Genomic DNA, 25,632 nt, shown 5'->3' with positions numbered 1-25,632 from the left:
TTATGCTCCCCCTGCTTTTGCCATCATAGCTTTGTATTCAGGTCCTTCTTCACCTAATACAAGCGTTACACCGTCTAATTTAAACGGCGGTATATCAAGAGGTCGTGGAGGAGGTCCGAATTTATGAACACCCGCATCGGTGAATTCACCGCCGTGACACGCACATTTAAAATCATGCTGATCTGCACGATAGGCCGGAATACAGCCAAGATGGGTACAAAGACCAATCATAACTGAAAAATAGTGATCGCCGATTTTGACGTTACGTCCATCGGTCGGTTTCATATCTTCGGTGTATTTTAGGATAAACACCGGTTTACCGCGCCATACAGCGATTTCTAATTTATTGGCTTCTAAGCCTGACACGTCTACCATCGTAAAACCGGCTGACATGACACTCGGGAGCGGATCCCATGTCTTCTTCATCGCAATGAGCGAGGCAATCCCTCCCACAGCGGCGACGGCACCAAAGGCTTTACCGATAAACCCTCTTCTGCTTTCATCCATCATTTTCATCTCACTTAAGTTAGAAATTTAACCCTGCATCATAAGTTAAAAAGGTTTAAGTTTCTATAAATTGAAACTTTTTCTTATGAATTCAATTACTTTGCTGTTACTTTTCTCGATGTTGTGATAGTTATTTGATGAAGCTGTACTTATGGCTTGCATAAGCTGTTCTTGAGTAAATTGCTCAACAATCGGAATATTCAGAGATTGAAATAGCGGGATAAAATCTCTGACATAGTCGGCGCGTTGGAGAAAAACAGGCCTTCCTCCTCCAACAAGACTTTGTAAAACGGCCTGAGGCGATGCACTCACTAAAATATCCGTATGTCGAATTACCTCATCGTATGCTTCACACTCATGGATCACGCTAAAGCTCTCTTTTAAAGCCTTTTCATACCCCATAAAATGGTAAAAGCCCATTACAAGTTCCATCTTAAAAGGTTTAAAAAGTGCTTGATATTTTTCCAAATCCTTTTCATAATCGTCATCACCAAAGAATAAAGCAAGGGGAATCGTTTTAGAGAGAGATTCAAAATAGCGATCATTCACAACCGTCGTATTACAGATCCCCTCACCCTGCAAATACGGTGATATCAAAAATTCTTTAGGATGTTTAATATCGCTAGGGTCATCACTAATGCGGATGAATGGGGAAAAAAATTGGGTCATATCCTCCAATAACGTCGGATTGATCTCAGCCGAATCAAAAATAATCTTATCCCCGTGATGGGCTATTTGAGGAATGTTACGAACGAGATCGACTCCGACGGAGCGTTTAATCCCGTATTCTTTTGCTTCTGCTGCAATCCGAAAATCGGAACAAAGAAGTGTAATATCGATCTCTTTTTGGAGTTCATTGACGATGGCGACGGCTCGGTGAAACCGATCCAATCCAATACGGTGTCCCGTATGGACGTAATAAAAGTATCTCATTTTTTTCCTGCCTGTTATTTACAATAAAGTTTGATAATAGAAACTTGCATATATATCCTTACTTTCAATAGGAGATAGTATTATATATTGTTGTTGTAGCCATTATCTAATTCCGTTGTTTGATTTTACTTGAATTTCTTTTGCTGTTTTTGGGAGAACTATTTCACTCCATACCCCTGTATTAGTGTCGAGGAGCATCAGTTGACTGATACTAGAGGTAAAACAATAAGTAACATATTTACCGTCTTTAGAGACTGACATTCCCATTGGAGTACCTCCCTGCTTTATTGGGAAATCCCACTTTGAAAACTGACCATTTGTTCCAAGTTTTCGCAGTTTAAGCCCCTCTTTTTTTTCATCTGCATAAAAATAGATATTTTCATTTTTATCCATAGTCGCATTATTTGAACTTAGGAATTTCATCAGTATCGGCATATTTAATTCTGCTTGAGCACGCTTAATTTGATAAACATTGCTATTATTTGTTTCATCACTAAAACTACGAAAGTTAACACCATTAGGCAAATTGTCCATAGGTCCATCACCCGCCATCAACACCGTCTCATCATCGTTAAAATAGGTCGAGTAGCCCATTTGGTAGAAGCTGAACCTTTTTCCCATAAACATTGTCCCTTTACCTTTTTTAAGGTCAAGTTCCCAAAGGTTATAAAATGACGCAGGGGTTGCCCCTTTGTCTCGTATTTTTTCAGCCATCGCAAAGATGACCTTGTCACCCTTATGGGAAAAGGCCGGAAATATTTTCAGGTGTTTGTCGGAGGTAAGTACTTGCATATCCGTCCCGTCTACATTCATGGTGGCTATTTGATAATCGAGTAATATTTCGTTACGTTGTTTGTAAACACTACTGTTTCTATCACCTATCGGCGACGTGATAAATACCAGTTTTTTACCGTCATCGGAAAATGAAGCCATCTCGAAGCTTTGTCCATCAGGTGCTTTGTAGGTACTAAGTTCTTTTGTCTCTAAATTATAGAGATAGATTCGGATTCTCTCATAAAAGCTTGCATTAGCAATATCAAATACTATTTGCTTGCCGTCAGGGGAAAATCTAGGGTTTCGGATATCGTCGAACGGGAGATTTGCTTTCATAGTGCAACCTCCTAAAAATAGTAATAAAAGAGATGGAATAAGGTATGTCATGATTGATTCTTTATATTTTAGAACCGACTTATTATTTAATACGTCCATTTCGCTACTCTCCTTACATTCTTAAAATTTTGATTATTTATTTTATCCACGCTATTTCCTCATCTTTATTGAGTGCATTGATTTGCCTTTGTGTGTTGTAGTTGTAGCGCTTTTGCTTCATACGCTTGCTGTATCGATTCGATAGAAAGCGTCGGCTCACGTTCCAACCCTTCTAGCTTAACACTCAGGGCATCTACCTCACCATGATCACACAGATGTTTGGTCATCATAATTTTGGTGTTGTATTGGCATCTGCCATTTTATTCTCCAGCTTTTAATTTATTTTTGAATGCTATGAGTTTTTGTAGTGTTGCTTCGTCGTAGCAATAACCTCTAATATCCCCATACTTATCAGCTGTGTGAGCAATCAAGAACTTATAAGATATACTCTTTAAATCACTTCTACCTCTTAACTTCATTAGAAAAAAAGTTAGCATTTCCAATAATGTGAACGGAATCCCCATAAACCCACCGATACCAAAAACAAAGATATATTTAAAGATTCCTCCATTCAGAGGACAACATCCAGTTTTAATTTCTTTAATTTTCTCAATCGGAATAAAAAGATCCTTTTTCATAATCCCATCATCGTAAAAGTAAATCACATTATCTCTTTTGCGGATTTTTCTTATTTCTAATATCATAAATATTGGGATAAATATAAGAAAAGCTATAAGTATAGATAAAAATCTACCATTGGTTAACTGACTGACAAAAAATTCCCAATAACTGTATGCTTTTCCTTCCTCTATATAAGAGTTTCCAGTCATAAAAAAAAGAATTAACATAAATATATATGCCCAAATGATAAAAAGCAATTGAACTGAAATTTCATACTGTGTATTATCTATAACAAATTCAACATCGTGGTCTTGATTACTACTTACTACTTGTTCCATTTATGCTACGCTCCTTAGTACATCAGCGGATAAAAATATTATTAGAACGCAGTGCATTGATCTACCTTTGTATGTTGTAGTTGCAGCGCTTTTGCTTCATACGCTTGCTGTATCGATTCGATAGAAAGCGTCGGCTCACGTTCCAACCCCTCAAGCTTCACACTCACTTCACTGAGAGCATCCGTTTCCCTATGATCACGAAGCCGTTTAGTCATTATGATTTTTGTGTTGGTTTCATTAAGGGCTTGGGTCTCGTTTTTGGTTAGATTTTTGATGATTACATTTAAAGAGCTATTCCCTATGTCTTCAACCAAATCAGGCTTAAATCCTGTCGGTATCAAAAACATAAAAGAATCATCAGGGCTGTCCATCATAAAATCTGGAATCAGATCTTTTGATTTGCTCATTTAAAAAAGCCAATTCTCAAACTTTACTGAATTCATTATCAATCTTTAGTGGGCATTATCAAACTTTTTTGCTTTTGACATGCCATTTTAATGTAGATATGGAGTATATCGAGCGCGGCGGGGGTCATTCCCGAAATCTGCGATGCCGCCTGCAAGGTTGGTGGATTAAAGGTGTTGAGTTTGCTCACGATCTCGTTGGAGAGCCCTGAGACGGATGAAAAATCAAACCCCTCCGGGATAGCGATATGGAGCATTTTAGACATCCGCTCGATGTCGTCGCTTTGTTTCTCGACGTAACGGGCGTATTTCGCCTCGATCAAAATCTGCTCTTGGATATAGGGGTCAAGCTCCGCGAAACTCGGAATCAGTTTTACCAATTTATCAAGTTCAAAACTTTTACGTGAAACGAGCTGGGTTGCGGTAAGTTTATCGGTGATATGTTCTTCGTCGATGGAGGCCAAAAATGCCAAAAACTCTTTATTCGGCGTATAAACCGTCTCTTCGAGAAGCTTCAGCCCTTCTGCGATTTGAGTCCGTTTCGTCTCGATCCGCTCCATCTGAGCATCATCGATCAATCCCAACGCGTGACCGTAGCGTCCCAAACGTAAATCCGCCGTCTCTTCACGGAGAAGTAGACGGTATTCGGCGCGGGAGGTGAACATACGGTACGGCTCTTTCGTCCCTTTGGTCACCAAATCGTCGATTAATACCCCGATGTAGGCTTCATCACGGCGTAAGATGAGGGGTTCTTTCCCCTGCAAAGACAATGCGGCATTGATCCCCGCCATCATCCCCTGTGCCGCCGCCTCTTCGTATCCGGTCGTCCCGTTAAGCTGTCCGGCGCAATAGAGGTTTTTGACTTTTTTCGTCTCAAGCGTGTGTTTCAGCTCGGTCGGATCAACGTAATCGTACTCGATAGCGTAGCCGTAACGGACGATTTTTGCATTCTCCATCCCCTGAACGGAGTGGATCATAGAGCGTTGAACATCAGGGGGAAGTGATGTTGACATCCCGTTGATATAACACTCGGTATTTTCTGCCGTCTGAGGTTCGATAAAGAGGTGATGACGTTCTTTATCGCGGAAACGGTTGATCTTATCCTCGATACTCGGGCAATAACGCGGCCCTACCCCCTCGATCTGCCCCGTAAAAAGGGGAGCACGGTGAAAGTTCCCCTCGATGAGAGTGTGGGTCTCTTCGTTGGTATAGGCGATGTAGCAGGGAAGCTGTTTTTTCGTCCGTGCGAATTCACCTCGATCAGTGCGGAAGCTAAATGGATTCGGCAATTCATCGCCGTCTTGAATCTCCATTACTGAAAAATCGATGGATGAGCTGTCCACGCGTGGACAGGTTCCTGTTTTGAGCCGTCCGACATTGAGTCCCGCTTCGCGGAGTGAATCGGTAAGCCCTTTGGCAGGGAATTCACCGAAACGTCCCGATTCTTGGGTAATCTCACCGATATGGACGACGCCGTTTAAGAATGTCCCCGTCGTTAAAATCACCTTTTTAGCTCGGTATTCGTTGAGAAGATGGGTACGTACTCCAACGACAGTGCCCTCTTCGATGATAAGGGCATTGACCGTCTCTTGGATCAATGACATATTGGGAGTGGTCAAGATGGTGTTGCGGGCGATGATGCGATAGCGATCCATATCGATTTGTGCACGGCTTCCGCGAACGGCTGGGCCTTTGGTGATGTTAAGAATACGGAATTGAATTCCCGCCTCATCGGTCAATAGTCCCATTTCACCGCCAAGAGCATCAAGTTCACGAACTAAATGCCCTTTTGCGAGTCCGCCGACGGCAGGGTTACAGCTGGTCGCCCCTACCTGCTCGGCTAAAATAGATATCATAAGGGTATTTTGCCCCATACGTGCCGAGGCGAGTGCGGCTTCGATTCCGGCGTGTCCTCCGCCGACGACGATAACGTCATAATTCATTATTACTTCTTTTTACGTAAATTATTAATGCAATTATAGCTTCCCTTGTTGAAACCTATAAAAATACAAAGGAAAAATGCTCTACAATTAAGCAAAACTTTTGATGACGAGTGATTGCCATGAACAACGACAAAACCCTAATATTAGAAGAGATGTTGAAAAACTACACTCCTGAACCTCTCGAATATGACCCAGAAATCGACGGTGGTGATGAGTACCTCATCCGAGAACAGCTCCTCCAAAAAAAAGAGGAACTTAAAGACGTTGTGAGCAAACTTAAAGAAAAACAGCGAGAGAGTAGAAAAGTGCGTCGTTAAGACCGCCTTGCTATAATCTCCCGAAAATTAATCGAGGTTACCGTATATGTTAGAAAGTGCATTTGATGCTTTTAATACCGGAGATTATGAAAAGGCATTAAAACTTTTTGAAACCCTTGCGCTTCAAAAAAATCCTACGGCGCTCTCATCGTTAGGGTATATGCACCAAAAAGGTCTTGGCGTTGAGAGTTCGTTGGAACGTTCCTATCATCTCTATCTCCAAGCCGCCGAACTGAATGAACCCGCCGCCATTTACAATCTCGCTCTTATGTATGCGGATGGTGTCGTGGTCGCGCACGATCAATTTAAAGCGTATGAATACCTCCTCCGCGCCGCGGTATTAGAATTTCCACAGGCACAGTTTGAAACGGCACTCTCACTGGAACGGGGGTTAGGATGTGCACAAAATTTCTCCGAAGCGGCATTTTGGTACGAGGAAGCAGCCAAACGTGGCAATGCCAATGCGTTTAATAACCTAGGTGTCCTCTACAAGGAGGGACATGGAGTGGTACAAGACTACCCCAGAGCCTTTATTTGCTTCTCTCGCGCCGCTACAATGAATCTCGCTGAGGCTCAGTACAATCTGGGTCTTATGTACGATCAGGGACTCGGATGCGAAATGAATAATGATACGGCACTCGAATGGTGTCGTAAAGCAGCCTACAACGGCCACGAAAAAGCAAAAAGTATTATCCGTTCTTTGCAAGAAGAGGGTAAAATAGTCTTTTAATAAAGGGGTGAGATGTTTACAGGTTTGATTCGAGAAATGGCACAGGTGAAGAGCTTCGGCGGAAACCGTTTATCCCTCAAAGCCGTGCACAAACCTAAACTCGGTGACTCCATCGCTATCAACGGCACCTGCCTCTCGGTCGTGAGTATCGAGAGTGATGGATTCAGCGTCGAACTCTCTCCCGAAACGCTCGAACATATTGCTACCGAAAAACTAAGCGGCTCGGTGCACATCGAACCCGCTATGATGATGGGGGATCGCTTCGAGGGGCACATCGTCCAAGGGCATATCGACACGATCGGCACCATCCGTTCCATCACCGACAACGGTAACAGCTATGATGTGATCGTCGATGTGGATAGTGCATTTATCCCCCTCATCCCCCCGAAAGGCTCCATCACCATCGATGGGATCAGCCTGACGGTCAATGAGGTGATGGGAGATGCATTTCGCCTCACGATCATCCCGATCACCATGCGCGAAACGCTATTTGGCACCTACAAAAAAGGGACACGGGTCAATATCGAAACCGACGTATTCGCCCGTTATATGCGCCATATTCTCACCGCATCCAAATCTCAAGGAATGAGCTGGAACGATATCGACCATATCAGCTCACTCTACTAACCATGAAGACCGTTGAATGGGTTATGATGGTCTCCTTTATCGGAGCATTGGTACTCTCATTCTATAAACTTTACCTCTTTTTTCCGAAAACCGCTCTAGCCGATGATGATACAACTCCCGAATCGATTGCTTTATTAGAACAGATTTTGGTCGAAACTGACCAAAGTAATCCCTCTCTCAACGAAGAAGAGTTGTATCAAAAAATGACGGAGCACCCCCTCTTTGATTCCAAACACTTTTGGCGATTTAATGAAAACCGCTTGCGCCATTTGATTCAGAACTATCGTCTTAAAGTGCCGAATTTTCGTCTCTAAGACTTTGGATAGACGGGTTACACCCGATTTTATGCTCCATATCGACTTTCTCATATTCCCCTAGCTCACGTCGTGAGGCAATCGTCGCGTTCCGATACCCCTCACCCGTATTGAGATAAACGTGAAAGCCATTTTCATACAGAGCCAGCCGTGTGGCGAGTGCGGTCGAATACGTCGTAACGATCCCCTCCTCTCCCATCAGCCGTGCCACATCGGCAAAATATTCTTTTGTCCAAAGTGCGGGATTAGTAGATGGGCTAAAGGCATCCTGATAGCACACATCCCACTCACCCTCCAGTTCTCTCATTGCAACCCGCGCATCCATAATATCGACCGTAATCACCGTTCGCTCATCCTCGTACCCACCGAGTGTTGCGATATCGGTAATGATATTTCGATAGGGTTCAAAGATTTCGGGATAGGGGAAATCGACGAGCGAAGCAATGAGTTCGCCGTCGAGTTCGGGGGAGTAGATTTCGAGAGTCGTATCGGGGAAATAGGTATCACGATAATAGAGGCTCAGGAGGGTATTAAACCCCAGACCAAAACAGATGTCGATGAGACGGAGATGATCTTTCTCGCAGTGCAGGGCAAAAGCGGGTTCGATGTGTTTTTTGAGCGATTCGTTGAGGGCGCCGTCTTTGGTCGAATGGTAGTGTTCATCGTATTCACTGCTGTACGCTGTATAACTGCCGTCTTCGCTTTTAACCCACTGGTTCATATTTTACTCCCATAAATTATCATCTACTTTTGCTACATTTTTAAGTAAATATTTTTTGATGTATCCACATCTTTTATCATAGAATTTAGTAAATACGATTTCAAGCGTATCAAATTGTTTATATCTACCTTTATAGATGGGCAAAACTCTAATTTCTTGAGGTAAAAGTGTGATATAGTTTTTAAATTCACTTATAAATTTTGAAGCGATTCTGTCGATTTCATCCATTGCCATATCACTACCAATACCCATACTCTCTGATAGCCATAACAAATCATCTATAGTGATATTTTTCTTTTTATTCTTCACCATCATACCAATATCATTATCGTCTATATCTTTATATATTCCAATCGTTGATATATCATAATGAGGAGCCAAAGTCATACTTTTTTCATCTATAGAGTTGCTTAGACGGATCAATGAAATGTTTTTAGCATGTAAATCCCCATGCGAGATTACGATTGAAAAAACTATAAATCTGAAAAGCTGTAGCATTTCCTCTTCATTCAAGTATTCCGAGACAGCACTTACAGCTTCTTTACAAGAAACCTTATATTTTTCTGATGATGGCTTGTTTATTAGGGTCAGTATTTCATGATGATCAATCTTTAATCCATTGAATCTATCATATCGTTTGATGATATAGTGGTAGTCATCATTATGTTTTATAATCGCATTATAGGGGACATCAAACCCAAAATCCCTCGCTAACGTCATAAAGATATGTTCATTGATTAAAAGGTACGGAATATAAGCGCTTTCTTTAATGTTTGGAGTGTGTTTTGAATAATGTATATTATAAGGCTTCATAATGTATTCACTATTTACTTCACTATTTACTTCACTATCAAATGTAATCTCGTTTAATGTATCATTTTTATGGATACTGAATTTATATTGGAATCCACTCAGTCCTATTAATTTACTGCCACTCAACCCCGCAGGATAGAGCTTGTCATTTGGAATATTCAAGTGATAATCATTGAGTATATTGGGGAAAACATAATCACTTTGAAGTATCTCCGATTTTACCTCTGTGAAGACAAATGTTTCAGTCGTTTTATGCTGGATATTTTTAAAATCATTTTCACTATAAAATTCAAGGCTTCCATGAATATTGTCAAGATATAACAACAAATCTATCGTTCGTTTTATATTATGCTTATATCGTATATTATTAAGTTGTTCATTCTCAGGCAATAAATTTTCAAATACTGGAAAAAGTGTTTGGCTTTTGTTTGTTTTATCTTTTAGCCCAATTAGGTATTGGCTAGAAGTTATGCTTTCTGCGTAATCAAATGTAATATTGCCTTTTTTGTCTTCTGCTAGTGTTCCGATAGAAATATTATTTTTAATTACAAATATTTTCACCATGCAATCCTATATTAATTAAGTATATATACTTAATTATATACAAATAAAGACAAAAAGTCAAGGAACCTTTTCGCAAAACAGACTTGACAAAAACTATTTATTACATTATACTTAAGTATGTATACTTAAGTATTAATAGGACTAACATTGAAAAAAGATAAGTTCACTAAAAACATTGCTCAAATTGAGGCTATCGCTAAAAGCAATCATTTTTACAGTTCTATAGGGCTTAGAACATTATTTAAAACCATTAAAGAAGATAAAAGACTCATCCCTCTTTCATACTCTTTTGATTCATTCTATAAGAGATTAATCGATATGGGGCTAAAAGAATTTACAATATCTCTAGGTTCTGAATATTTAACAAAATACTCATTTGAAAAAGAGATAAATATTTATGCCCTTGCAAGCTCATTTAAAAAAAATAGTTTTTTTTCTATGAGCACTTCATTAAATCTTCAAGGGTATAGCAACTACCGAAATAATTTTATATTTGTTTCCAGTGAACTCAGCGAAAAAAACAAACAAGACGATATTGAACTCACTCAAGAAGCTATCGATAAAGCTTTCGCAAAGCCTTACAGAAGAACTCATTCAGTTGGTAAATATGAAGATAAAAATATTGTCTTTTTAAGCCCAAAATATACAAAAAATTATGCTGTAATTGAAAAACAATGGTCAATCTCTTCAATCAATAGAGCTTTTGTGGAAATGATAATAAATGTCCAATATTTTAGAAACTCATTAGAAATCATAGATACTTTTATCCCTTTGAAGGAAAAATTAGACATAACAGAAATATTCGATATCGTTGATCAGTTTGATCTAATCTATCCGTATTTTCAATGCGTTGGATATTATCTTGAAAAAATCGGGTTTAAGAAAGAGGAGTTATCAAAATTTAAAGATGAAGTATCAGAATTGAAATTTTATACTGATAAGAGTCAAGATGCATACAAATTTAATGATTATTGGAATATGTATTATATCTGATAGAATTTGTCAAGAAAAAGAATCGTGACATACATTCTAATGCTATAATCCATTACCCCACATATGCATCTTTTTTGCCACAATGACATCATATCCCTCTATCAAATCAGTAATTGCGTTGATCGCTCGAAATTCGACCTGATCGAGGAGCGATTCGACCTCAGCAATCGGCATAGAACCGTTTTTTTGGAGAATAATAATCTCGGAAGCATTCAAAAGTGTGCGGTAAAGGAATTCTAAAAATTTGTGCGGAGATTCGTGCAGATGCAACACATCCTGCACGATCACCGCGGCATAATCGCGGGGGATTCCCCCTGCGGGAGATTTATAATCTTTGATCGTAAAAGTTTTATGAAAAATGTTTAAACTCTGATGATCCCCGGGGAAAAGTGAAACATCGATCAATCCCTCATAGGGAGCGAGGAAATCACCCATCTCCTCCGTCATAGAATCCAAATGGCTTGTCACCACCATAATTTTTGTATGGGGTGTCGGATGGAGAAGTGAGGTGATCATGCTAAAACCTTAATGCGGTGATCTAAAAAGCACGCAAGCGTGCGTGGGCACTCTGCCGAAGAGAACTCAGCGTTAACGTAGCCAATCGGGATGTATTCCGATGGCGTATAAACTATAACGCGAGGTCGTGCAACTCGCGGAAAAGATATGCTTCGACGATATCATCGATGGTGCGCTGTGTATGGGCAACGAGAACCATCATCTGGTTATCGATGAACTCCATAACGGGTTCATAATTGTTGGTGACGATTACCGCATCCAACCAACCCTCGATTTCGGAACGATCCGTATAGAAATTAATCTCTACGACACGCCCCTCTTCCACCTCTACCGTTGCCCAAAACGATGCGCTTAAAATACCCGTGAGTTCAGACTCCTGTGTATCATCGCCATCCATCGGCAACAGAAGTAGCATTATTGTTCTACCTTTGCAAGGTCAAGCGCTAATGCTTCGTTATCCATAATATCGATATCTTTACGGAGTACTTCGGTCGCAATCGCTTTCGCGTCTTCTAGGGAGTGCATTTTGTACGTTCCGCATTGGTAGATGTTGAGTTCAGGGATATCATTTTGGTTTTTTACTTCGAGGATATCTTTCATCGACGCTTCCCATGCCTCGGCAACGACCTCTTCACTAGGCGTCCCGATCACGCTCATGTAAAATCCGGTGCGACATCCCATCGGAGAGATGTCGATGATCTCGGTACTTCCTGAGTTGAGATGATCACGCATAAATCCGGCAAACAGATGCTCTAGTGTATGGATACCTTCAGGTGAGAGTGTTTTTTCATTCGGTTTGACGAAACGTAAATCGAAAACGGTAATATCATCTCCTTTAGGTGTTTTCATCCCTTTGGCTTTACGAACGGCGGGAGCAGGCATAATGGTGTGGTCTACGCAAAAACTATCGAGTAACGGCATGAAAATCCTTCAATTTTTAACTTTAATGGGAGCAATATTAGCATATTTCATCCTTGCATCGCTATAATTTCATCACTAATAGAAGGATCTAACATTATGACAAGCCTCTTTGACGATACACTCGCCGCCCAATACCGAAACGACCCGTTGGGGATGAGGGTCTATACCTCTCAACTCTTGGGTCAAAGTAAGGAGTTGGTACTCCACGGCGGCGGAAATACCTCGGTAAAAATCGATAACACCCTCTACGTCAAGGGATCAGGCTGGAATCTTGATACCATCGAGAAAGCAGGATTCTCCCCCGTCGATCTGGGTGTACTGCTGGAAATGGCTACGAGAGAGAGCCTAAGCGATACCCAAATGGTTGCGGAGCAACGTGCCGCCATGTCAGATCAGAGTTTCCCGAATCCCTCCATCGAAGCGATCCTCCATGCCATTATCCCCTATGATTACGTCGATCACACCCATGCCGATGCTGTCGTTACCCTCACCAATACCCCGAATGGAAAAGCGTTGGTACAAGGTCTATACGGGGAAAATATGCTCATCATCGATTATGTAATGCCCGGATTTGAGCTGGCAAAATATATCTATGAAATCACCCGTACCATCGATTGGAACACCCTTACGGGGATGGTTCTGATGCACCACGGCGTTTTCACATTTGATAACGATGCACAGCGCGCCTATGAGAAAATGATCGACATCGTCACCGTTGCCGAAGCGTATCTCTCAGAACACGTTACACTCGCGTGCGGAGACTGTGAGGGAAAAGGGGACAAATCTATCGCCGAAGCGGTCGGAATCGAAGCGGCAAAACTTCGAGGATGTGATCTCTTTCCTTTGTTGATCGACTCGCCACGCGCTCAGCTTTTTAGCATCCTCCCCAATCTCGAAACACTGGTAAAATGTGGGGGATTGACTCCCGAACACGTTATCCGTATCAAACCGTTCCCCGCGATCCTCGACGGTGATATCGCTAAGGGGATTGAGCACTTTGCGCAGGAGTACAAAAGCTATTTCGACGCTAATGCCTCCTCGGAACACATCTGTCTCGATCTCGCCCCTCGCTACGCGGTGATCAAAGGGGTGGGTATCGTGGTACTAGGTAAAGATGAAAAAGAGTCCCGTATCATTGGCGATATCGTCAAACACACCATCACCGCTATCCTCTCTGCTGAACAGCTCGGCGGATGGGGTTCACTCACACTTGCTCAGATGTTCGAAATGGAATACTGGGAACTCGAACAAGCCAAACTCAAAAAATAAGGAAAAACATGAAAATTACGAAAAAAGTGACCTTTATCGCTAAAGAGGGATGTATTGAAGAGGTTAAACAACTGCTTACCGATATGGTTGCCCCTTCGATTAAAGAGGCAGGCTGCCTTTTTTACTATATTGTCCAGTCAAAACAGAATCCACGCAAATTTTTTGCGGTCGAATCATGGGAAAATGCAGATGCCCTTGCAGGACATACTAAAACGGCTCATTATGCCCACTACAAAGCCAATTATGAGCCGTTTGTGGAACACAAATATTCTGAAGATCTTGATATCCTCGATGCTGAGGCATATGGGTTTTAAAAAGGCTATATCCCGGGAGCCTTCCACATCGGCTCCAAAATACCCTCTTTAACCAACTCCATCTGTTTGGAGTAAATTTTGAGCCATCTCTCTTTCATTTCACCATAGTGTGCGTGATTGGTCATGTTCGGCTCATAGGTACGTTCGATTTTAACAATCTCTTTCCCCGCTTCCTCAAAACTTTTATAGACCCCTGCACCGATCCCGCACGCCATTGCGACACCCAATGCCGTCGCCTCTTTCACCACAGGAACTTTTACCGCTAGGCCCGTTACATCGGCCAATATCTGAGACCATAATGCCCCGTTGGATGCTCCGCTCGCAAAAGTGATCGAGGCAGGAGAAATCCCACTAAAGGCTTTGATGTTTTCCAGATTGATCGCACTGACGATAGCGGCGTTCTCTTCCAATGCGCGAAACATCGAGGCTACATTGTATTTGGATTCATCCAACCCCAAACCGATGAAGGAGGGGGATGCATGTATCCACTCGCCGTAATTCATCCGATCACTAAATATCGGGGTAATTCCATACGAGCCGAGAGGTACATTTTGAGCCATTGCTTCAAGTTCCGCGTAACTTTTACCGCATCCAAGCGTGTTACGAAACCACCGCATCACCAGTCCCGTAAAAAAGGTGATCCCCTCCGCCTGAGACATCCCTCGAACGACATGGGGATTGACCCGTAACAGCATCTCATTTGATAGCGTCGCATCGGATGGGATATTGACCACCTGCTGCCAAAAACTCCCTCCGAGCACTACTGCATCACCGAGCTTGGATGCTCCCAACCCCGCCGTCCCGATTTGAACGTCACCGCCCCCCATCACCACAAGGGTTTTTACGCTTAATCCCGTCTCTTCGGCAGCTTTTAAACTGATATGTCCTAAAACCTCTCCGCTCTCTTTGATCGGGACAAATAGATCTTTCAACCCGCATTGCTCGAACTCAGCTTTATCCCACGTACGATTTTTCAGACTAAAAGCTCCCGCCGTTCCGCCGTTGGAAGGATCAGAGGCTAACTCTCCGCTGAGTTTGAAGAGTATCCAATCGCTAATCATCGTAAAATAGTGAGCTTTTTCATACAGAGAAGGGCGATTGTTTTTGAGCCACAACAGACGCGGTGCGGCAGAAAGGGCAAAGGTTTGTCCGCTTACACGGTAACTCTGCGCTTCCAGAGAGGGGAATGTTTTTTTGAGATAAGATACTTCTGCACCAGAGCGACCGTCTACATTCGCGACTCCCCAAAGCTCACGTTTTTCGCCGTCATATACGACAATCCCCTCACGCATACTCGATGCCGATACCGCCGCAATCTCAGAAGGATTGACCCCTGAGGTAGCAATCGATTCTCGGATGCATCGCTTGGCAAGTTCCCAACCGCGTACAAAATCAAATCCCATCGACCCTGCAACGCCTGCTTCGGCGATATGTTCCCACTCATATTGGGCAATAGCTACTTGATTTCCGAGGGTATCAAAAATAATGGAACGGATACTCCCCGTTCCCGCATCAAGTACGAGAAAGTAACGGTTCACCGAAGCTCTTTCATGTTGACGAAAAGTTCCATAGGGATCCGCTTCTCAATCGTCCCTTCGATAGGATGAATCTCTACATTGCATATTGATCCCTTGAGCTCTTCAGCAAGCTTAAGAAGTTCTTCTTTGCTTTCTCGTTTAGCGATGCCGCGAGCGGAACATCCGGTATTGTTTAAATGATTATAGGTCATACGGTACATTGTGATATCCAAAATTGTTATTTTGGCATAAGAAGCAAAGAGAGTTCCAAAATGTATAAAGAGAGGAAAGAAGAAAGGGGGAGAGGAAGTGTTTTTTAAACACTTGCCTCTTCGCGACGTTGGAGATAATCCCATTTCGCATCGACGCGAGTTTGCCACTCATCGATAAGGTACTCATATTGTTTGGTGAAAAGGTGTTTAAAACGCCCTTGTGCACCAAGATAATCACGAACCGGAATAATATTTTTCGGACGATACGTAATGTTAAGCTGTGTACCGTCGATAATCTCATACAACGGAAATACCAATGAATCGGTTGCCAAATCAGAGATAGAGATGGTATCTTCCGGAGCAAATTTCCACTCGGTGGTACATGCCGACATCGCATTGATATAAACAGGACCTTCAGCCGCAAACCCTTTTTGAATTTTAGCCACCATATCTTTCCATTTGTTTGGAGCAACTTGCGCAACGTACGGAGCACCGTGTGCCGCCATAATAGCCATCATATCTTTTTTGTTTTTCTTCTCACCGTAGCTTACACGTCCCGCAGGAGTAGTAGTCGCCGATGCACCGATCGGAGTCGAAGAAGAACGTTGACCGCCCGTGTTGGCATAGACTTCGTTATCCAAACAAACGTACATCATGTTGTGTCCGCGTTCAAAACAACCTGAAATCCATTGGAACCCGATATCGTATGTTGCACCGTCGCCGCCGAATGCGACGAATTTAGGTACACGGTCAGGTTGTTTCAACCGCCCTTTTGTTTTAAGCGCTTTATACATCGCTTCCGCACCCGCTACCGCAGATGAGCCGTTTTCGAATCCGATATGGATCCATGACGCATCCCATGAAGTATACGGATAAACTGCCGTACACACTTCCAAACATCCTGTCGATGCCGCAAGAATCAAATCATCATTCGTGGCATTGAGCACTTCACGAACAATAATCGAATGGGCACAGCCCGGGCAAAGAAGGTTAGCCCCCTCAAAGCGATCCGCTGAAGTGGAAAAATCTTTGAGGTTTTTAATTTTTTTCATTTCTGACATACGGGCTCCTTAGAAAAAAGAGAGTTTCGGTCCGCGAAGACCGATATATTGTTGCAATGGAGTTGTCGGTTTACCCGCATCCGCATTTGCTTTGAGATCACTAAAGATACTCACTAAGTGTGCTTTGGTCAAATCACGTCCACCCAATCCATAAATATAGTTGGTAAGAACCGCTTTAGTATCGGTATTGAAAAGTGAGCCTGAAATTTCATTGAACAATGCACCGACGGTACCGTGTGGGCTTGAACGATCCAATGCACCGATTGCTTTAACATCTTTCAATGCGGCTGCAATTTGCTCTAATGGCCAAGGGCGGAAAACACGAATACCGACGACACCCGCTTTTATACCGTGTTGTGAACGCATCTCCTCAGCTACTTCACGCGCCGTTTCAACCGAAGTTCCCATACAAACAACCGCGACTTCCGCATCTTCCATATCGTACGATTCTACGATGTTATAACGGCGACCTGTTAATTTTTCAAACTCATCAAATGCCGCTTCAATCTTCGGGATAACTGCTGTCATAAGGGCATGTTGTTGACGTGCTTTATGCTCAAAATGCCAATCTTCTTCCGTTTGCACCCCATGGGTAACCGGATGATCCAAATCAAGCATATCGTTCATCGGTTTGTATTCGCCGACGAATTTGAATGCAATATCATCAGGAAGAGTATGAACCCCTTGTGCCGTATGCGACGTCATAAACCCGTCTTGGTGAACCATTGCCGGTAATCGTACATCATGATCTTCGGAAACTTTAAAGGCAATGAAGTTCAAATCATACGCATTTTGAGGACAATACGAATCGAGCTGAATCCAACCGCTATCGCGTCCCATATACATATCCGAATGATCCCCGTTAACGTTAAGCGGTGCACCGATAGCACGATTAACCACGTTTAGGACGATCGGTAAACGCATGCCTGATGCGGAATAGAGTGTCTCTACCATCAGCGCAAACCCTTGTGAACTCGTAGCCGTAGCGACACGTCCGCCTGCGGCAGCCGCACCGATACAACATGACATGGCACCGTGTTCAGATTCGGTCATAACAAATTCGCCGTCAACATAGCCGTTTGCCGTAAAGTTTGCATAATTTTCTACGATAGGGGTCGATGGGGTAATCGGGTAAGCGGCAACGACGTCAACTTGTACTTGACGAAGTGCATGGCTTGCCGCCATATTACCATCCCAAACTTCAATATCGCGTAGTTCCATTGTATCAGCCATTAGTCTTCCTTTGGTTCTTCTGCTTGGTCTTTTTTCTCTTTTTTAGGCCATTCGGCTAGAGCACTCTCTTCATCTTTTTGTTCAGGAAACATTAATAATGATTTTGGGTTTGTAGGACAAACTTCGACACAAATCCCACACCCTTTACAGTGGTCAAAATCAATTCCGATCATTTTTTTATCACGGGCGATAATCGACATATCCGGACAATATACCCAGCAAAACTGACAATCGATACAGTAGTCTTTGTTGAACAAAGGCTTTTCAATACGCCAATCCGCTACACTCGCGGTAAATGAGCTTGATTGTGAGTAGGGGCGATTTTCGGGAAGTGTTGTTGCGATATCGCGTACAGCACCGTCAAACGTTCGGAGCATGGCACCTATTTCGAACTCATCCCATCCTTTTTTTTCCATCATGTGCTCCTTATTTCACTTCATCATACGCGCGTTGAATCGCGATCATGTTGGCATCGATAATTTTTTGGGGAAGTTTTTTAAGAACTTTAATCATACTCTCTTTAAAAAACTCAATGTCATACATCTGCGATACTTTCATCAAAGCACCCAACATAGGCGTATTAGGAATCGCTTTACCGATGGTTTCTTGCGCAATCTTAATACAATCGACCGTATAAACTTTTTTCCCTTCCAATTTCGGTTGAGAGGCAATCAGTTCTTCAGTGCTCATATGGGTTGTAACGATATAAATAGTATTATCTTTTTCGTTTGCCGTGATATCTGCTACGTATACTAATGCAGGGTCAATAACCAAAACATAGTCAGGTCTCATAAATTTTTCATGGTTCATAACCACTTTATCGTCGACGCGATTGTACGCCGTCATCGCCGCTCCACGTTTGGCTGAACCGTAAAACGCAAACGCCTGTACATGCTTACCGGTGGTAGATACAACGTCAGCTAGACCTTTTGCACCGGTTACGGCACCTTGTCCGGCTCGACTATGCCATCGAATCTCTAGCATGAATTCTCCCTCTGACTTAAGTTTAAGTTGAATTTTATCAATACGTGTATTCTATGAAAGTTGCTCTTAAATGTAGCTTTTCAGCCATTATGAGGTTTAAAACCAAAGAGAAAGTGTTACTTTCAAACCCTCTTAGCGATGTATTTAACCGCTTCAAAAGCATTAGGTTTTATAATATCTGTTAATGTTTGTAATTGTTCAATATTATCATATCCGCTCGTCACGGCAACACACTCTATCCCGGCACGGTTAGATGCTTCAATATCCAGCCGTGTATCTCCGATCATCCAAGTGTTTAATTTTGGGTTTCCCATTTCTCCCAAGGCTTTAAAAATAGGCTCAGGATGGGGTTTTGGATTCTCAACATGCTCACGCCCTATCAGTACTTCAAAATAGTGCATCAATCCGAAGTGCTCCATCAATTCACGTGAATAGAGTCCTGTTTTTGTCGTCACAATTCCTAACCGTGCAAAAGAGGCGGCTTCTTGAATCGCTTCTTTTGCCTCAGGGAGCAAAATAGTCTTTTCTCTGGATATCTCGCGATAATAAAGTTTATACGTTGCGATATGAGCTTGAATTTGTGCATCATCCACCCCGACACCGCTAAACATCGTCTCTAACGTATGTCCGATTTGTGAGGTAATCATCGTATCACTAAGAGATGATTGCGCTCCATGCACTTTCATAGTATGGTGAAAACTCTCTAATATCGCTTCTGTCGAATCAATAAGTGTCCCGTCTAAATCGAATAAAATGATCTTCTTCAATGTTTTTCCCAGTCAATATAATCTTCCCAAATGCCGTTTAGTGTCGGTTTTATCCCTTTAATGGATCGGTTATAGACATTGATCTGATTTGGGATAACCAAAAAGAGATAGGGGTTATCTGCCGTAATCCGTGCAAAAATTTGACGTTGCAAAGAGGCAACGCTCTCCGTATCGGTTGAGTTTTCCATTTGCTCAATTAACTTATCGGTAACATCGGAGCGATACCCCACAAGATTAAAGCCTCCGGGAACATCACTTTCACTGTGCCACAATGCATAAGGATCAGGACTCAATGAGAGAGACCACCCTAATAGTACCGCATCAAATTTTCGAGGGGCAACGACCGTGTTTAAAAATGCCTGCCATTCCATCACCCGTAATGTCACTTTTACCCCGATATCAAGGAGCTGACGTTGTAGTATCTCGGCCGCATACGGGCGGATTGCGTTAGAGTTAGAAGTGGCAATTTCAAATTCAAGCGGATGAGTTTTATCATATCCCGCCGCTTTTAACAGTGCTTTTGCACGAACTAAATCCCGTTTTGGAGCTTTGACTTCCCCATTAAACCCTTTGCTTCCCGGCAAAAACGGACCTGTACAAACGTTGCCGTGTTTTAAGAACAACACATCAATGAGGGCCTCCCGATCAATCGCCAACGAGAGAGCTTCACGTATTTTCGGATCTTGAAATTTTTTCAGTCTGAGATTAAATCCAAGATAGGTATAACTGTGGGAGGGGAGTTCGAGCGTAACAAAACGTTTGTGAAAAGAGTTATCCAATTGCCGTTCAAATTGCATCGGCTCTAGAGTATCCACATCGATTTGACCCGATTTAAGCATCAAGAAGCGGGTCATCGGATCAGCAATGACATGAAAGACGATTTTCTGGATTTTCGGACGATGCTCGAAGTAGTGTGAATTGGACTCTAACACAATCTGTTTCGAAAATTCTAATTTTTTCAGAATATAAGGGCCCGTTCCAACCGGTGCCGTATTAAAAGATGAGCCCATAATATCTTTTTCATTTTTCAAAATATGGTACGGGACAATCCCCATCATCCATATCTCTAACGCTTTAAAATAGGGTTTTTCATAAGTAACACGAAGGGTATAATCATCAATGATTTTAACGTATTTAATAACCCTAAAATCCGATGCATAGGGGGTAATGGTTGTGGGGGATTTAATCAGATTATAGGTAAACAGAACATCTTGAGCCGTGAAAGGTTTCCCATCATGCCACTTCACGCCGCGATGTAGTTTAAACTCAATAACGGTTGGCGTAATAAAGCGATACGATTCGGCCAAATCCCCGATGATTTTTTGACCGCTCTCATCGTATTTCACTAGAGAATTAAATAAAAATCCGGCAATACTTGAACTTGCCGAATCAGTAGCGATAAGGGGATTAAGGCGCGCGGGGTTGGAAGAAGCACTGAGATGAAGCGTCGAAGCAATCAGCCAAACACTCTGTAAAAGAAGCACTAAAAATTTCAATCTCTACCCGTTTTTTAGGTGAGATTATAGCATCTAATTTCATGCTACTGCTTTACTCAGTTCTCTTGTTTCTATGAATTTATCAACACCCCGTACAATGAGTAAAATAATGAGCCAACCCATTACCATAGCAATGATTGTGTGGCTTAAAAAATGATCTCCTTTAAAAATTTTATACAACCCCATACTCCACGCCACCCCAAGAGCACAAACAAGTGCTGTATATTGAACTTTTTTTGTTCTGAACACAAAATAAAGTGCCAATAACGAAAACCCGAAACTTGCATGTCCTGCAGGCCAACAGCGAATTTTACTTTTTTGGCAAAAATCACTTGGATAGCGATCTAAAACTCCGACATGCGGATACTCTCCCCCATACATTTGCCAATCTCTTGGGCAGGGAACATTGGTTACAGTTTTAAGCCCTACGATTGTCATAGGAACAAAAATCCCCGACAGTATCAAAATGATTATTTCTCGACGATACTGTTTGATCCATTTGTTCTTATAAGCAATAATCAAAAAGATCAGTAGAAGAGAATATATTATAATTAGTAGTTTTTTAATGCCGTCATACAGAATAAAATCAAGCCAAGGCCGCTCTCCTTTTACAATTAGCCATGTATGGGTTTGCACATTATAAAAATGGTTTTGTATCCAAACATCAATATCACTATTTAACCCAAATAATAAAATCAATCCTCCCAAGAGAATGAATGTTAGTATAATTGCTTTATTCGTGGATGTCATGTAATATGTCCAATTCAGGTTTATAGATTTTACTGGTTATTTCTGAAAAATTTAATACGGTATGAAAATAAGAATCATGCGACCAAGGCTTTTTTGCTATTTGATTCAACTTCTTTCGATCCACTTCAAAATGTTTCCCGAACCACATCATCGCAGGGACATGTTTTTGTGCTTCAGGTGCAATAGCATAAGGAAATCCGTGAAGATAAAGCCCTTTTTCACCAAGTGATTCTCCATGATCACTCACATAAAACATGGCCGTTTCAAACTTCTCATCGTTTTGTTTCAAAAAAGCTATGGTTTTAGAGAGAAAGTAATCGGTGTAAAGTATTGCATTGTCATACGCATTTTTAATCTCCTGCTCACTGCATTGTTCAAGCTGATTACTTTTACATACAGGGGTAAATTTTTCAAATTGCTTCGGATAACGTTTATAATATGCTGGTCCATGGTTACCCATCTGATGAAGAACAATGACAATATCCCCTTTCGGATGAGCATCAATATACTCTTGCAGTCCAATCAACATCCCTTCGTCACGGCATTCCTCCTCCTCACATATTGTATTTTTTTGAGGAGACTTAAAATCTTCATAGGTAGCCCGAAGGGCTACACCTTTGGAATCCGAGTTATTGTCACGCCACAATACATGAACTCCCGCATGACCTATAACATCCAAAACATTCTCAATATGCTGTGCTTTTTCTCCATCATAATTATCACGTGTAAGAGAAGAAAACATACATGGCACCGATACTGCTGTTTCCGTTCCGCATGAACTAAACTGGTCAAAGTTAATAATATTCTCTTTTTTCAATAATGGATTAGTTTCACGCGAATACCCATTGAGAGAAAAATGATCCCATCGTGCCGCTTCTCCAACTACCAAAATCACCAATTCCCGATCTACATCGGTAACAGGTATTTTGGCATCTTCACCGATTTGCTGTAACCCTGTATAGTGATGAGTAAGATTTTTTTGAATAAAATGACCTATTGAATAAAAATAATAGGCAGGATTGGCGTAATAACGCAATGGCTTATGTTCTCTAAAAAAGGAGGTATAATTTTTATTAAATGCCATTAAAACAACCAGTGCTATTCCCAGAGCTATTCCAAGCATTTTCCCTTTTTCAATCAATATCGCTTTAAGACTTTCGTACTGAATCTTTACTCGATAAATTAGGTAGGAAGGTATTAGCCCCATAAAAAGTACATAGAAAATCAATGTAACACTAAATAAATCTGCCGATTCATTAAAGTTTGTTTGAAGCACATTATCAATCATATGAGTATCAATAACTATATCGTAAGTATCCATGAAATAAGCGACAAAAGCTGAAAGCATTACGACCGTTATCAATAAAGGTTTCGTGGCACGCTGCCATGAAAAAAGTGTCAATAGAATTGTGCTGACACTTGCCAACAAAATCCCAAGTGATATTATAAAAGGCAAAGTACTCCACGAAAGAGGATACACCTCTATGACATGTTTAAAGAATGTCATATTGGTAACAAGTGTTAAAAAAAGCGATATGAAAACAATTAGTTTCCATTGACGCATTTGAATCGATTTTAAAGATAAGAACACGGTAACTCCAATAAAAAAGTACCGCATCATAATCGAATCAGAACAATAGTTCGTAAACGATTTCTGTTATCCGTTTATATTCTATAATTCTTGATCATATTATTAGGATACTTAATACATGTTCCGTGAACTCTTCAAAATATACCTACTCTTTATCACACTCTTTTTTCTTGGTCGGCTAGGACTTTACGGCCTCTATTTCGATCGTTTGGACGATATCAGCTTTACTGAGTCCCTTTTCTCTTTTGTATACGGTTTAAAATTCGACACAATGACCGCCTCCATCATTCTCATTATTCCGACACTTTTACTCGCCATCACCCCTCAGGTTCTCGCGAAATATGTGGGGCGTTTTCTTAGCGGATATGTCCTCTTATTTCTTTTAATTACCCTTTACATAGAACATGCTTCTTTTCCTTTTATGGCACAGTTTGATGCCCGACCTAATTATCTTTTCATCGAATATCTCAAATATCCTAAAGAAGTATCCTCAATGATTTTCAAAGAGTATCCGATACAACTGATACTTACGCTGAGCACTCTTTTGATTACCGCATGGGGATATCTCCGTTTTTCACCCCTGCGGCTATCAGAAGCGATTCAAACACCCCTATGGAAACGACTGTTACTCTTTCCTATCATTGCTGTAGTTCTTTTCATAGGGATTCGCTCTTCATTCGGTCATCGTCCCGCCAATATTTCTGACGCCCTTTACAGCACCAACCGTATCGCAAATGAAATCGCCAAGAATTCCCTTTATTCTATCGGTTATGCTTACTACAGTTTTTCAAAAGAATCAGAAAAACTTGTGCTATCCTACGGTAATATCTCCCTAAATGAAGCTTACTCGCGCGTTTCACAGAAGCTTAATATCTCCTATATTTCAGAAATACCCTTTATACGATCCGAACCAACCCATTTTCCCTCTTCAAACCCTAAAAATCTCGTTATTTTTATCCAAGAGTCAATGGGGAGCCAATTCGTCGGCTTTAGCGGAGGGGATGCAACCATTACTCCAAATATGGAAAAGCTCTCTCGAGAAGGAATAGCCTTTAGTAATCTTTACAGTAACGGAACCCGTTCCATCCGAGGACTCTCGGCCATGACGTCAGGATGGCTTCCACTTGCAGGTGAAGAAGTTGTAAAGCGAAATAAATCTCAAAGTGATTTTTTCACCGTTGCTTCTCTTCTCAAACCACTTGGCTATAAATCAAGCTTTATCTACGGCGGAGAGGGACGTTTCGACAATATGCGCAGCTGGTATATGGGAAACGGCTTTGATGAAGTGATCGAACAAAAAGATTATGAAAACCCTAATTTCGTCAGTACATGGGGGGTTAGTGATGAAGATTTAGTCCTAAAAGCACACGAAAAATTTAAAGCGCACGCCCTCAAAGAGGAAAAATTTGTCAGTGTAATATTCTCATCCTCAAATCATTCACCGTTTGAACTACCGGAGGGGAAAATAGACTTTATTTCGGGAAAAACCAAATACGGAACTGAAAATGCAGTTAAATACGCGGACTTTGCTATCGGACGCTTTTTTGAGTTAGCCAAAAAAGAGACCTACTATAAAGATACCGTTTTTGTTATCGTAGCGGATCACAATGTCCGTGTTTTTGGAGATGATCTGGTTCCGGTCACTATGTTCCACATTCCCGCACTCATTATTGCGGATGGGGTAAAACCGCAAAAATGCAATTCTCTCGCTACCCAACCCGATGTCTTAGCAACAGCACTCGATCTCATCGGCGTAAATCTCACCTATCCGATTTTAGGTCACTCTATTTTCAGTGATGAAAAACGAGAGGTGGCGCTTATGATGTTCAATGATTCCTTTGCACTACGAGATCACAATAAAATCGCAATTATTCAACCCAATAAAGAGGCCATGACGTTTAACTATGAAAATGAGCACCTTGTATCGGCTCTTCATAACACAGAGCTCGAACGTGATGCGTTAGCATTTGTAACCGTCATGGATGATATGTACAATAAAAAACTCTATCGTACTCAATACTGAATCG

General features: G+C 41.7%; 30 protein-coding genes. 8 read left to right on the top strand and 22 right to left on the bottom strand.

Annotated elements, in window-relative coordinates; genetic code table 11:
* From RMO68_RS00915 to mnmG, 7 genes are all read right to left on the bottom strand, one after another.
* Window positions 1-510, bottom strand: a complete 510-nt coding sequence (locus tag RMO68_RS00915; protein ID WP_310438839.1) for a Rieske 2Fe-2S domain-containing protein — start codon at window positions 508-510, stop codon at window positions 1-3.
* A gap of 60 nt (window positions 511-570) precedes the next feature.
* Entirely contained in the window at window positions 571-1,440 is an 870-nt protein-coding gene (locus tag RMO68_RS00910) for a hypothetical protein (RefSeq protein WP_310438838.1), read from the bottom strand.
* A gap of 102 nt (window positions 1,441-1,542) precedes the next feature.
* The gene (locus RMO68_RS00905) at window positions 1,543-2,550 is read right to left on the bottom strand and encodes a hypothetical protein (protein WP_310438837.1); all 1,008 of its coding nucleotides are present in this window, start codon (window positions 2,548-2,550) and stop codon (window positions 1,543-1,545) included.
* A 164-nt stretch (window positions 2,551-2,714) separates the two neighbouring features.
* Window positions 2,715-2,879 carry a hypothetical protein gene (locus tag RMO68_RS00900; protein WP_310438836.1) on the bottom strand — a complete coding sequence of 55 codons (165 nt, stop codon included), beginning with the start codon at window positions 2,877-2,879 and terminating at the stop codon, window positions 2,715-2,717.
* A 30-nt stretch (window positions 2,880-2,909) separates the two neighbouring features.
* Window positions 2,910-3,548, bottom strand: a complete 639-nt coding sequence (locus RMO68_RS00895; protein WP_310438835.1) for a hypothetical protein — start codon at window positions 3,546-3,548, stop codon at window positions 2,910-2,912.
* A 41-nt stretch (window positions 3,549-3,589) separates the two neighbouring features.
* Complete coding sequence (locus tag RMO68_RS00890; RefSeq protein WP_310438834.1) at window positions 3,590-3,955, bottom strand: hypothetical protein; 366 nt, start codon at window positions 3,953-3,955, stop codon at window positions 3,590-3,592.
* A gap of 38 nt (window positions 3,956-3,993) precedes the next feature.
* Entirely contained in the window at window positions 3,994-5,895 is a 1,902-nt protein-coding gene (mnmG, locus tag RMO68_RS00885) for a tRNA uridine-5-carboxymethylaminomethyl(34) synthesis enzyme MnmG (protein WP_310438833.1), read from the bottom strand.
* 119 nt (window positions 5,896-6,014) lie between these two features.
* Here mnmG and RMO68_RS00880 point away from each other — a divergent pair, with 119 nt between their 5' ends.
* The 4 genes from RMO68_RS00880 to RMO68_RS00865 are packed head-to-tail and all read left to right on the top strand — an operon-like array spanning window position 6,015 to window position 7,883.
* Window positions 6,015-6,212, top strand: a complete 198-nt coding sequence (locus RMO68_RS00880) for a hypothetical protein (RefSeq protein ID WP_310438832.1) — start codon at window positions 6,015-6,017, stop codon at window positions 6,210-6,212.
* Window positions 6,213-6,258: 46 nt separating this feature from the next.
* Window positions 6,259-6,942, top strand: a complete 684-nt coding sequence (locus RMO68_RS00875; protein ID WP_310438831.1) for a tetratricopeptide repeat protein — start codon at window positions 6,259-6,261, stop codon at window positions 6,940-6,942.
* A gap of 12 nt (window positions 6,943-6,954) precedes the next feature.
* Window positions 6,955-7,569: a riboflavin synthase gene (locus RMO68_RS00870; protein ID WP_310438830.1), complete on the top strand. Its 615-nt coding sequence runs from the start codon at window positions 6,955-6,957 to the stop codon at window positions 7,567-7,569.
* A gap of 2 nt (window positions 7,570-7,571) precedes the next feature.
* The gene (locus RMO68_RS00865) at window positions 7,572-7,883 is read left to right on the top strand and encodes a hypothetical protein (RefSeq protein WP_310438829.1); all 312 of its coding nucleotides are present in this window, start codon (window positions 7,572-7,574) and stop codon (window positions 7,881-7,883) included.
* Here the strand turns inward: RMO68_RS00865 and RMO68_RS00860 are convergent.
* Together RMO68_RS00860 and RMO68_RS00855 are read right to left on the bottom strand one after the other, a co-directional pair.
* Complete coding sequence (locus tag RMO68_RS00860; RefSeq protein ID WP_310438828.1) at window positions 7,858-8,604, bottom strand: MnmC family methyltransferase; 747 nt, start codon at window positions 8,602-8,604, stop codon at window positions 7,858-7,860. The genes RMO68_RS00865 and RMO68_RS00860 overlap by 26 nt on opposite strands.
* 3 nt (window positions 8,605-8,607) lie before the next feature.
* Window positions 8,608-9,978, bottom strand: a complete 1,371-nt coding sequence (locus RMO68_RS00855) for a type II toxin-antitoxin system HipA family toxin (protein ID WP_310438827.1) — start codon at window positions 9,976-9,978, stop codon at window positions 8,608-8,610.
* Between the two features lie 150 nt (window positions 9,979-10,128).
* On the opposite strand from RMO68_RS00855, the gene RMO68_RS00850 reads away from it, so the two are divergent.
* Window positions 10,129-10,974 (top strand): hypothetical protein, encoded by an 846-nt coding sequence (locus RMO68_RS00850; protein WP_310438826.1) that lies wholly within the window; start codon window positions 10,129-10,131, stop codon window positions 10,972-10,974.
* A 42-nt stretch (window positions 10,975-11,016) separates the two neighbouring features.
* Here the strand turns inward: RMO68_RS00850 and RMO68_RS00845 are convergent, their stop codons facing one another.
* The 3 genes from RMO68_RS00845 to luxS form a co-directional block, all read right to left on the bottom strand.
* On the bottom strand, window positions 11,017-11,490 hold the full coding sequence (locus tag RMO68_RS00845; RefSeq protein ID WP_310438825.1) for a hypothetical protein: 474 nt from the start codon (window positions 11,488-11,490) through the stop codon (window positions 11,017-11,019).
* A gap of 112 nt (window positions 11,491-11,602) precedes the next feature.
* Entirely contained in the window at window positions 11,603-11,905 is a 303-nt protein-coding gene (locus RMO68_RS00840; protein ID WP_310438824.1) for a hypothetical protein, read from the bottom strand.
* The gene (gene luxS / locus RMO68_RS00835; RefSeq protein ID WP_310438823.1) at window positions 11,905-12,411 is read right to left on the bottom strand and encodes an S-ribosylhomocysteine lyase; all 507 of its coding nucleotides are present in this window, start codon (window positions 12,409-12,411) and stop codon (window positions 11,905-11,907) included. Before luxS ends, RMO68_RS00840 begins: the two co-directional genes overlap by 1 nt.
* Before the next feature lie 96 nt (window positions 12,412-12,507).
* Between luxS and RMO68_RS00830 the strand changes: the two genes are divergently transcribed.
* Both RMO68_RS00830 and RMO68_RS00825 read left to right on the top strand, forming a co-directional pair.
* Window positions 12,508-13,680 (top strand): class II aldolase/adducin family protein, encoded by a 1,173-nt coding sequence (locus RMO68_RS00830; protein ID WP_310438822.1) that lies wholly within the window; start codon window positions 12,508-12,510, stop codon window positions 13,678-13,680.
* Window positions 13,681-13,688: 8 nt separating this feature from the next.
* A complete protein-coding gene (locus RMO68_RS00825; RefSeq protein ID WP_310438821.1) occupies window positions 13,689-13,994 on the top strand; it encodes a putative quinol monooxygenase in 306 nt (101 codons plus the stop codon).
* A gap of 5 nt (window positions 13,995-13,999) precedes the next feature.
* Here the strand turns inward: RMO68_RS00825 and lsrK are convergent, their stop codons facing one another.
* The 10 genes from lsrK to RMO68_RS00775 all read right to left on the bottom strand — a co-directional run bounded on the left by lsrK (window position 14,000) and on the right by RMO68_RS00775 (window position 23,578).
* Entirely contained in the window at window positions 14,000-15,532 is a 1,533-nt protein-coding gene (gene lsrK, locus RMO68_RS00820) for an autoinducer-2 kinase (protein ID WP_310438820.1), read from the bottom strand.
* The gene (locus tag RMO68_RS00815) at window positions 15,529-15,723 is read right to left on the bottom strand and encodes a hypothetical protein (RefSeq protein ID WP_310438819.1); all 195 of its coding nucleotides are present in this window, start codon (window positions 15,721-15,723) and stop codon (window positions 15,529-15,531) included. The genes lsrK and RMO68_RS00815 overlap by 4 nt, the downstream gene beginning before the upstream one ends.
* A gap of 104 nt (window positions 15,724-15,827) precedes the next feature.
* Complete coding sequence (locus RMO68_RS00810) at window positions 15,828-16,784, bottom strand: thiamine pyrophosphate-dependent enzyme (RefSeq protein ID WP_310438818.1); 957 nt, start codon at window positions 16,782-16,784, stop codon at window positions 15,828-15,830.
* Window positions 16,785-16,793: 9 nt separating this feature from the next.
* A complete protein-coding gene (locus RMO68_RS00805) occupies window positions 16,794-18,017 on the bottom strand; it encodes a 2-oxoacid:ferredoxin oxidoreductase subunit alpha (protein ID WP_310438817.1) in 1,224 nt (407 codons plus the stop codon).
* A complete protein-coding gene (locus tag RMO68_RS00800) occupies window positions 18,017-18,433 on the bottom strand; it encodes a 4Fe-4S dicluster-binding protein (protein WP_310439104.1) in 417 nt (138 codons plus the stop codon). The genes RMO68_RS00805 and RMO68_RS00800 overlap by 1 nt, the downstream gene beginning before the upstream one ends.
* A 10-nt stretch (window positions 18,434-18,443) precedes the next feature.
* Complete coding sequence (locus tag RMO68_RS00795; RefSeq protein ID WP_310438816.1) at window positions 18,444-19,001, bottom strand: pyruvate flavodoxin oxidoreductase subunit gamma; 558 nt, start codon at window positions 18,999-19,001, stop codon at window positions 18,444-18,446.
* A gap of 122 nt (window positions 19,002-19,123) precedes the next feature.
* Entirely contained in the window at window positions 19,124-19,768 is a 645-nt protein-coding gene (locus RMO68_RS00790; RefSeq protein WP_310438815.1) for an HAD family hydrolase, read from the bottom strand.
* On the bottom strand, window positions 19,765-21,264 hold the full coding sequence (locus RMO68_RS00785; RefSeq protein WP_310438814.1) for a peptide-binding protein: 1,500 nt from the start codon (window positions 21,262-21,264) through the stop codon (window positions 19,765-19,767). The genes RMO68_RS00790 and RMO68_RS00785 overlap by 4 nt, the downstream gene beginning before the upstream one ends.
* 39 nt (window positions 21,265-21,303) lie before the next feature.
* The gene (locus RMO68_RS00780) at window positions 21,304-22,014 is read right to left on the bottom strand and encodes a phosphatase PAP2 family protein (protein ID WP_310438813.1); all 711 of its coding nucleotides are present in this window, start codon (window positions 22,012-22,014) and stop codon (window positions 21,304-21,306) included.
* Window positions 21,998-23,578, bottom strand: a complete 1,581-nt coding sequence (locus tag RMO68_RS00775; protein ID WP_310438812.1) for a phosphoethanolamine--lipid A transferase — start codon at window positions 23,576-23,578, stop codon at window positions 21,998-22,000. Before RMO68_RS00775 ends, RMO68_RS00780 begins: the two co-directional genes overlap by 17 nt.
* Before the next feature lie 145 nt (window positions 23,579-23,723).
* Here RMO68_RS00775 and RMO68_RS00770 point away from each other — a divergent pair, with 145 nt between their 5' ends.
* On the top strand, window positions 23,724-25,628 hold the full coding sequence (locus tag RMO68_RS00770; protein ID WP_310438811.1) for an LTA synthase family protein: 1,905 nt from the start codon (window positions 23,724-23,726) through the stop codon (window positions 25,626-25,628).
* Window positions 25,629-25,632 lie beyond the last annotated feature (4 nt).

Source organism: Sulfuricurvum sp. (genome assembly GCF_031427015.1).
Lineage (GTDB): Bacteria > Campylobacterota > Campylobacteria > Campylobacterales > Sulfurimonadaceae > Sulfuricurvum.
This window is presented reverse-complemented; position numbering and strand designations above follow the sequence as displayed.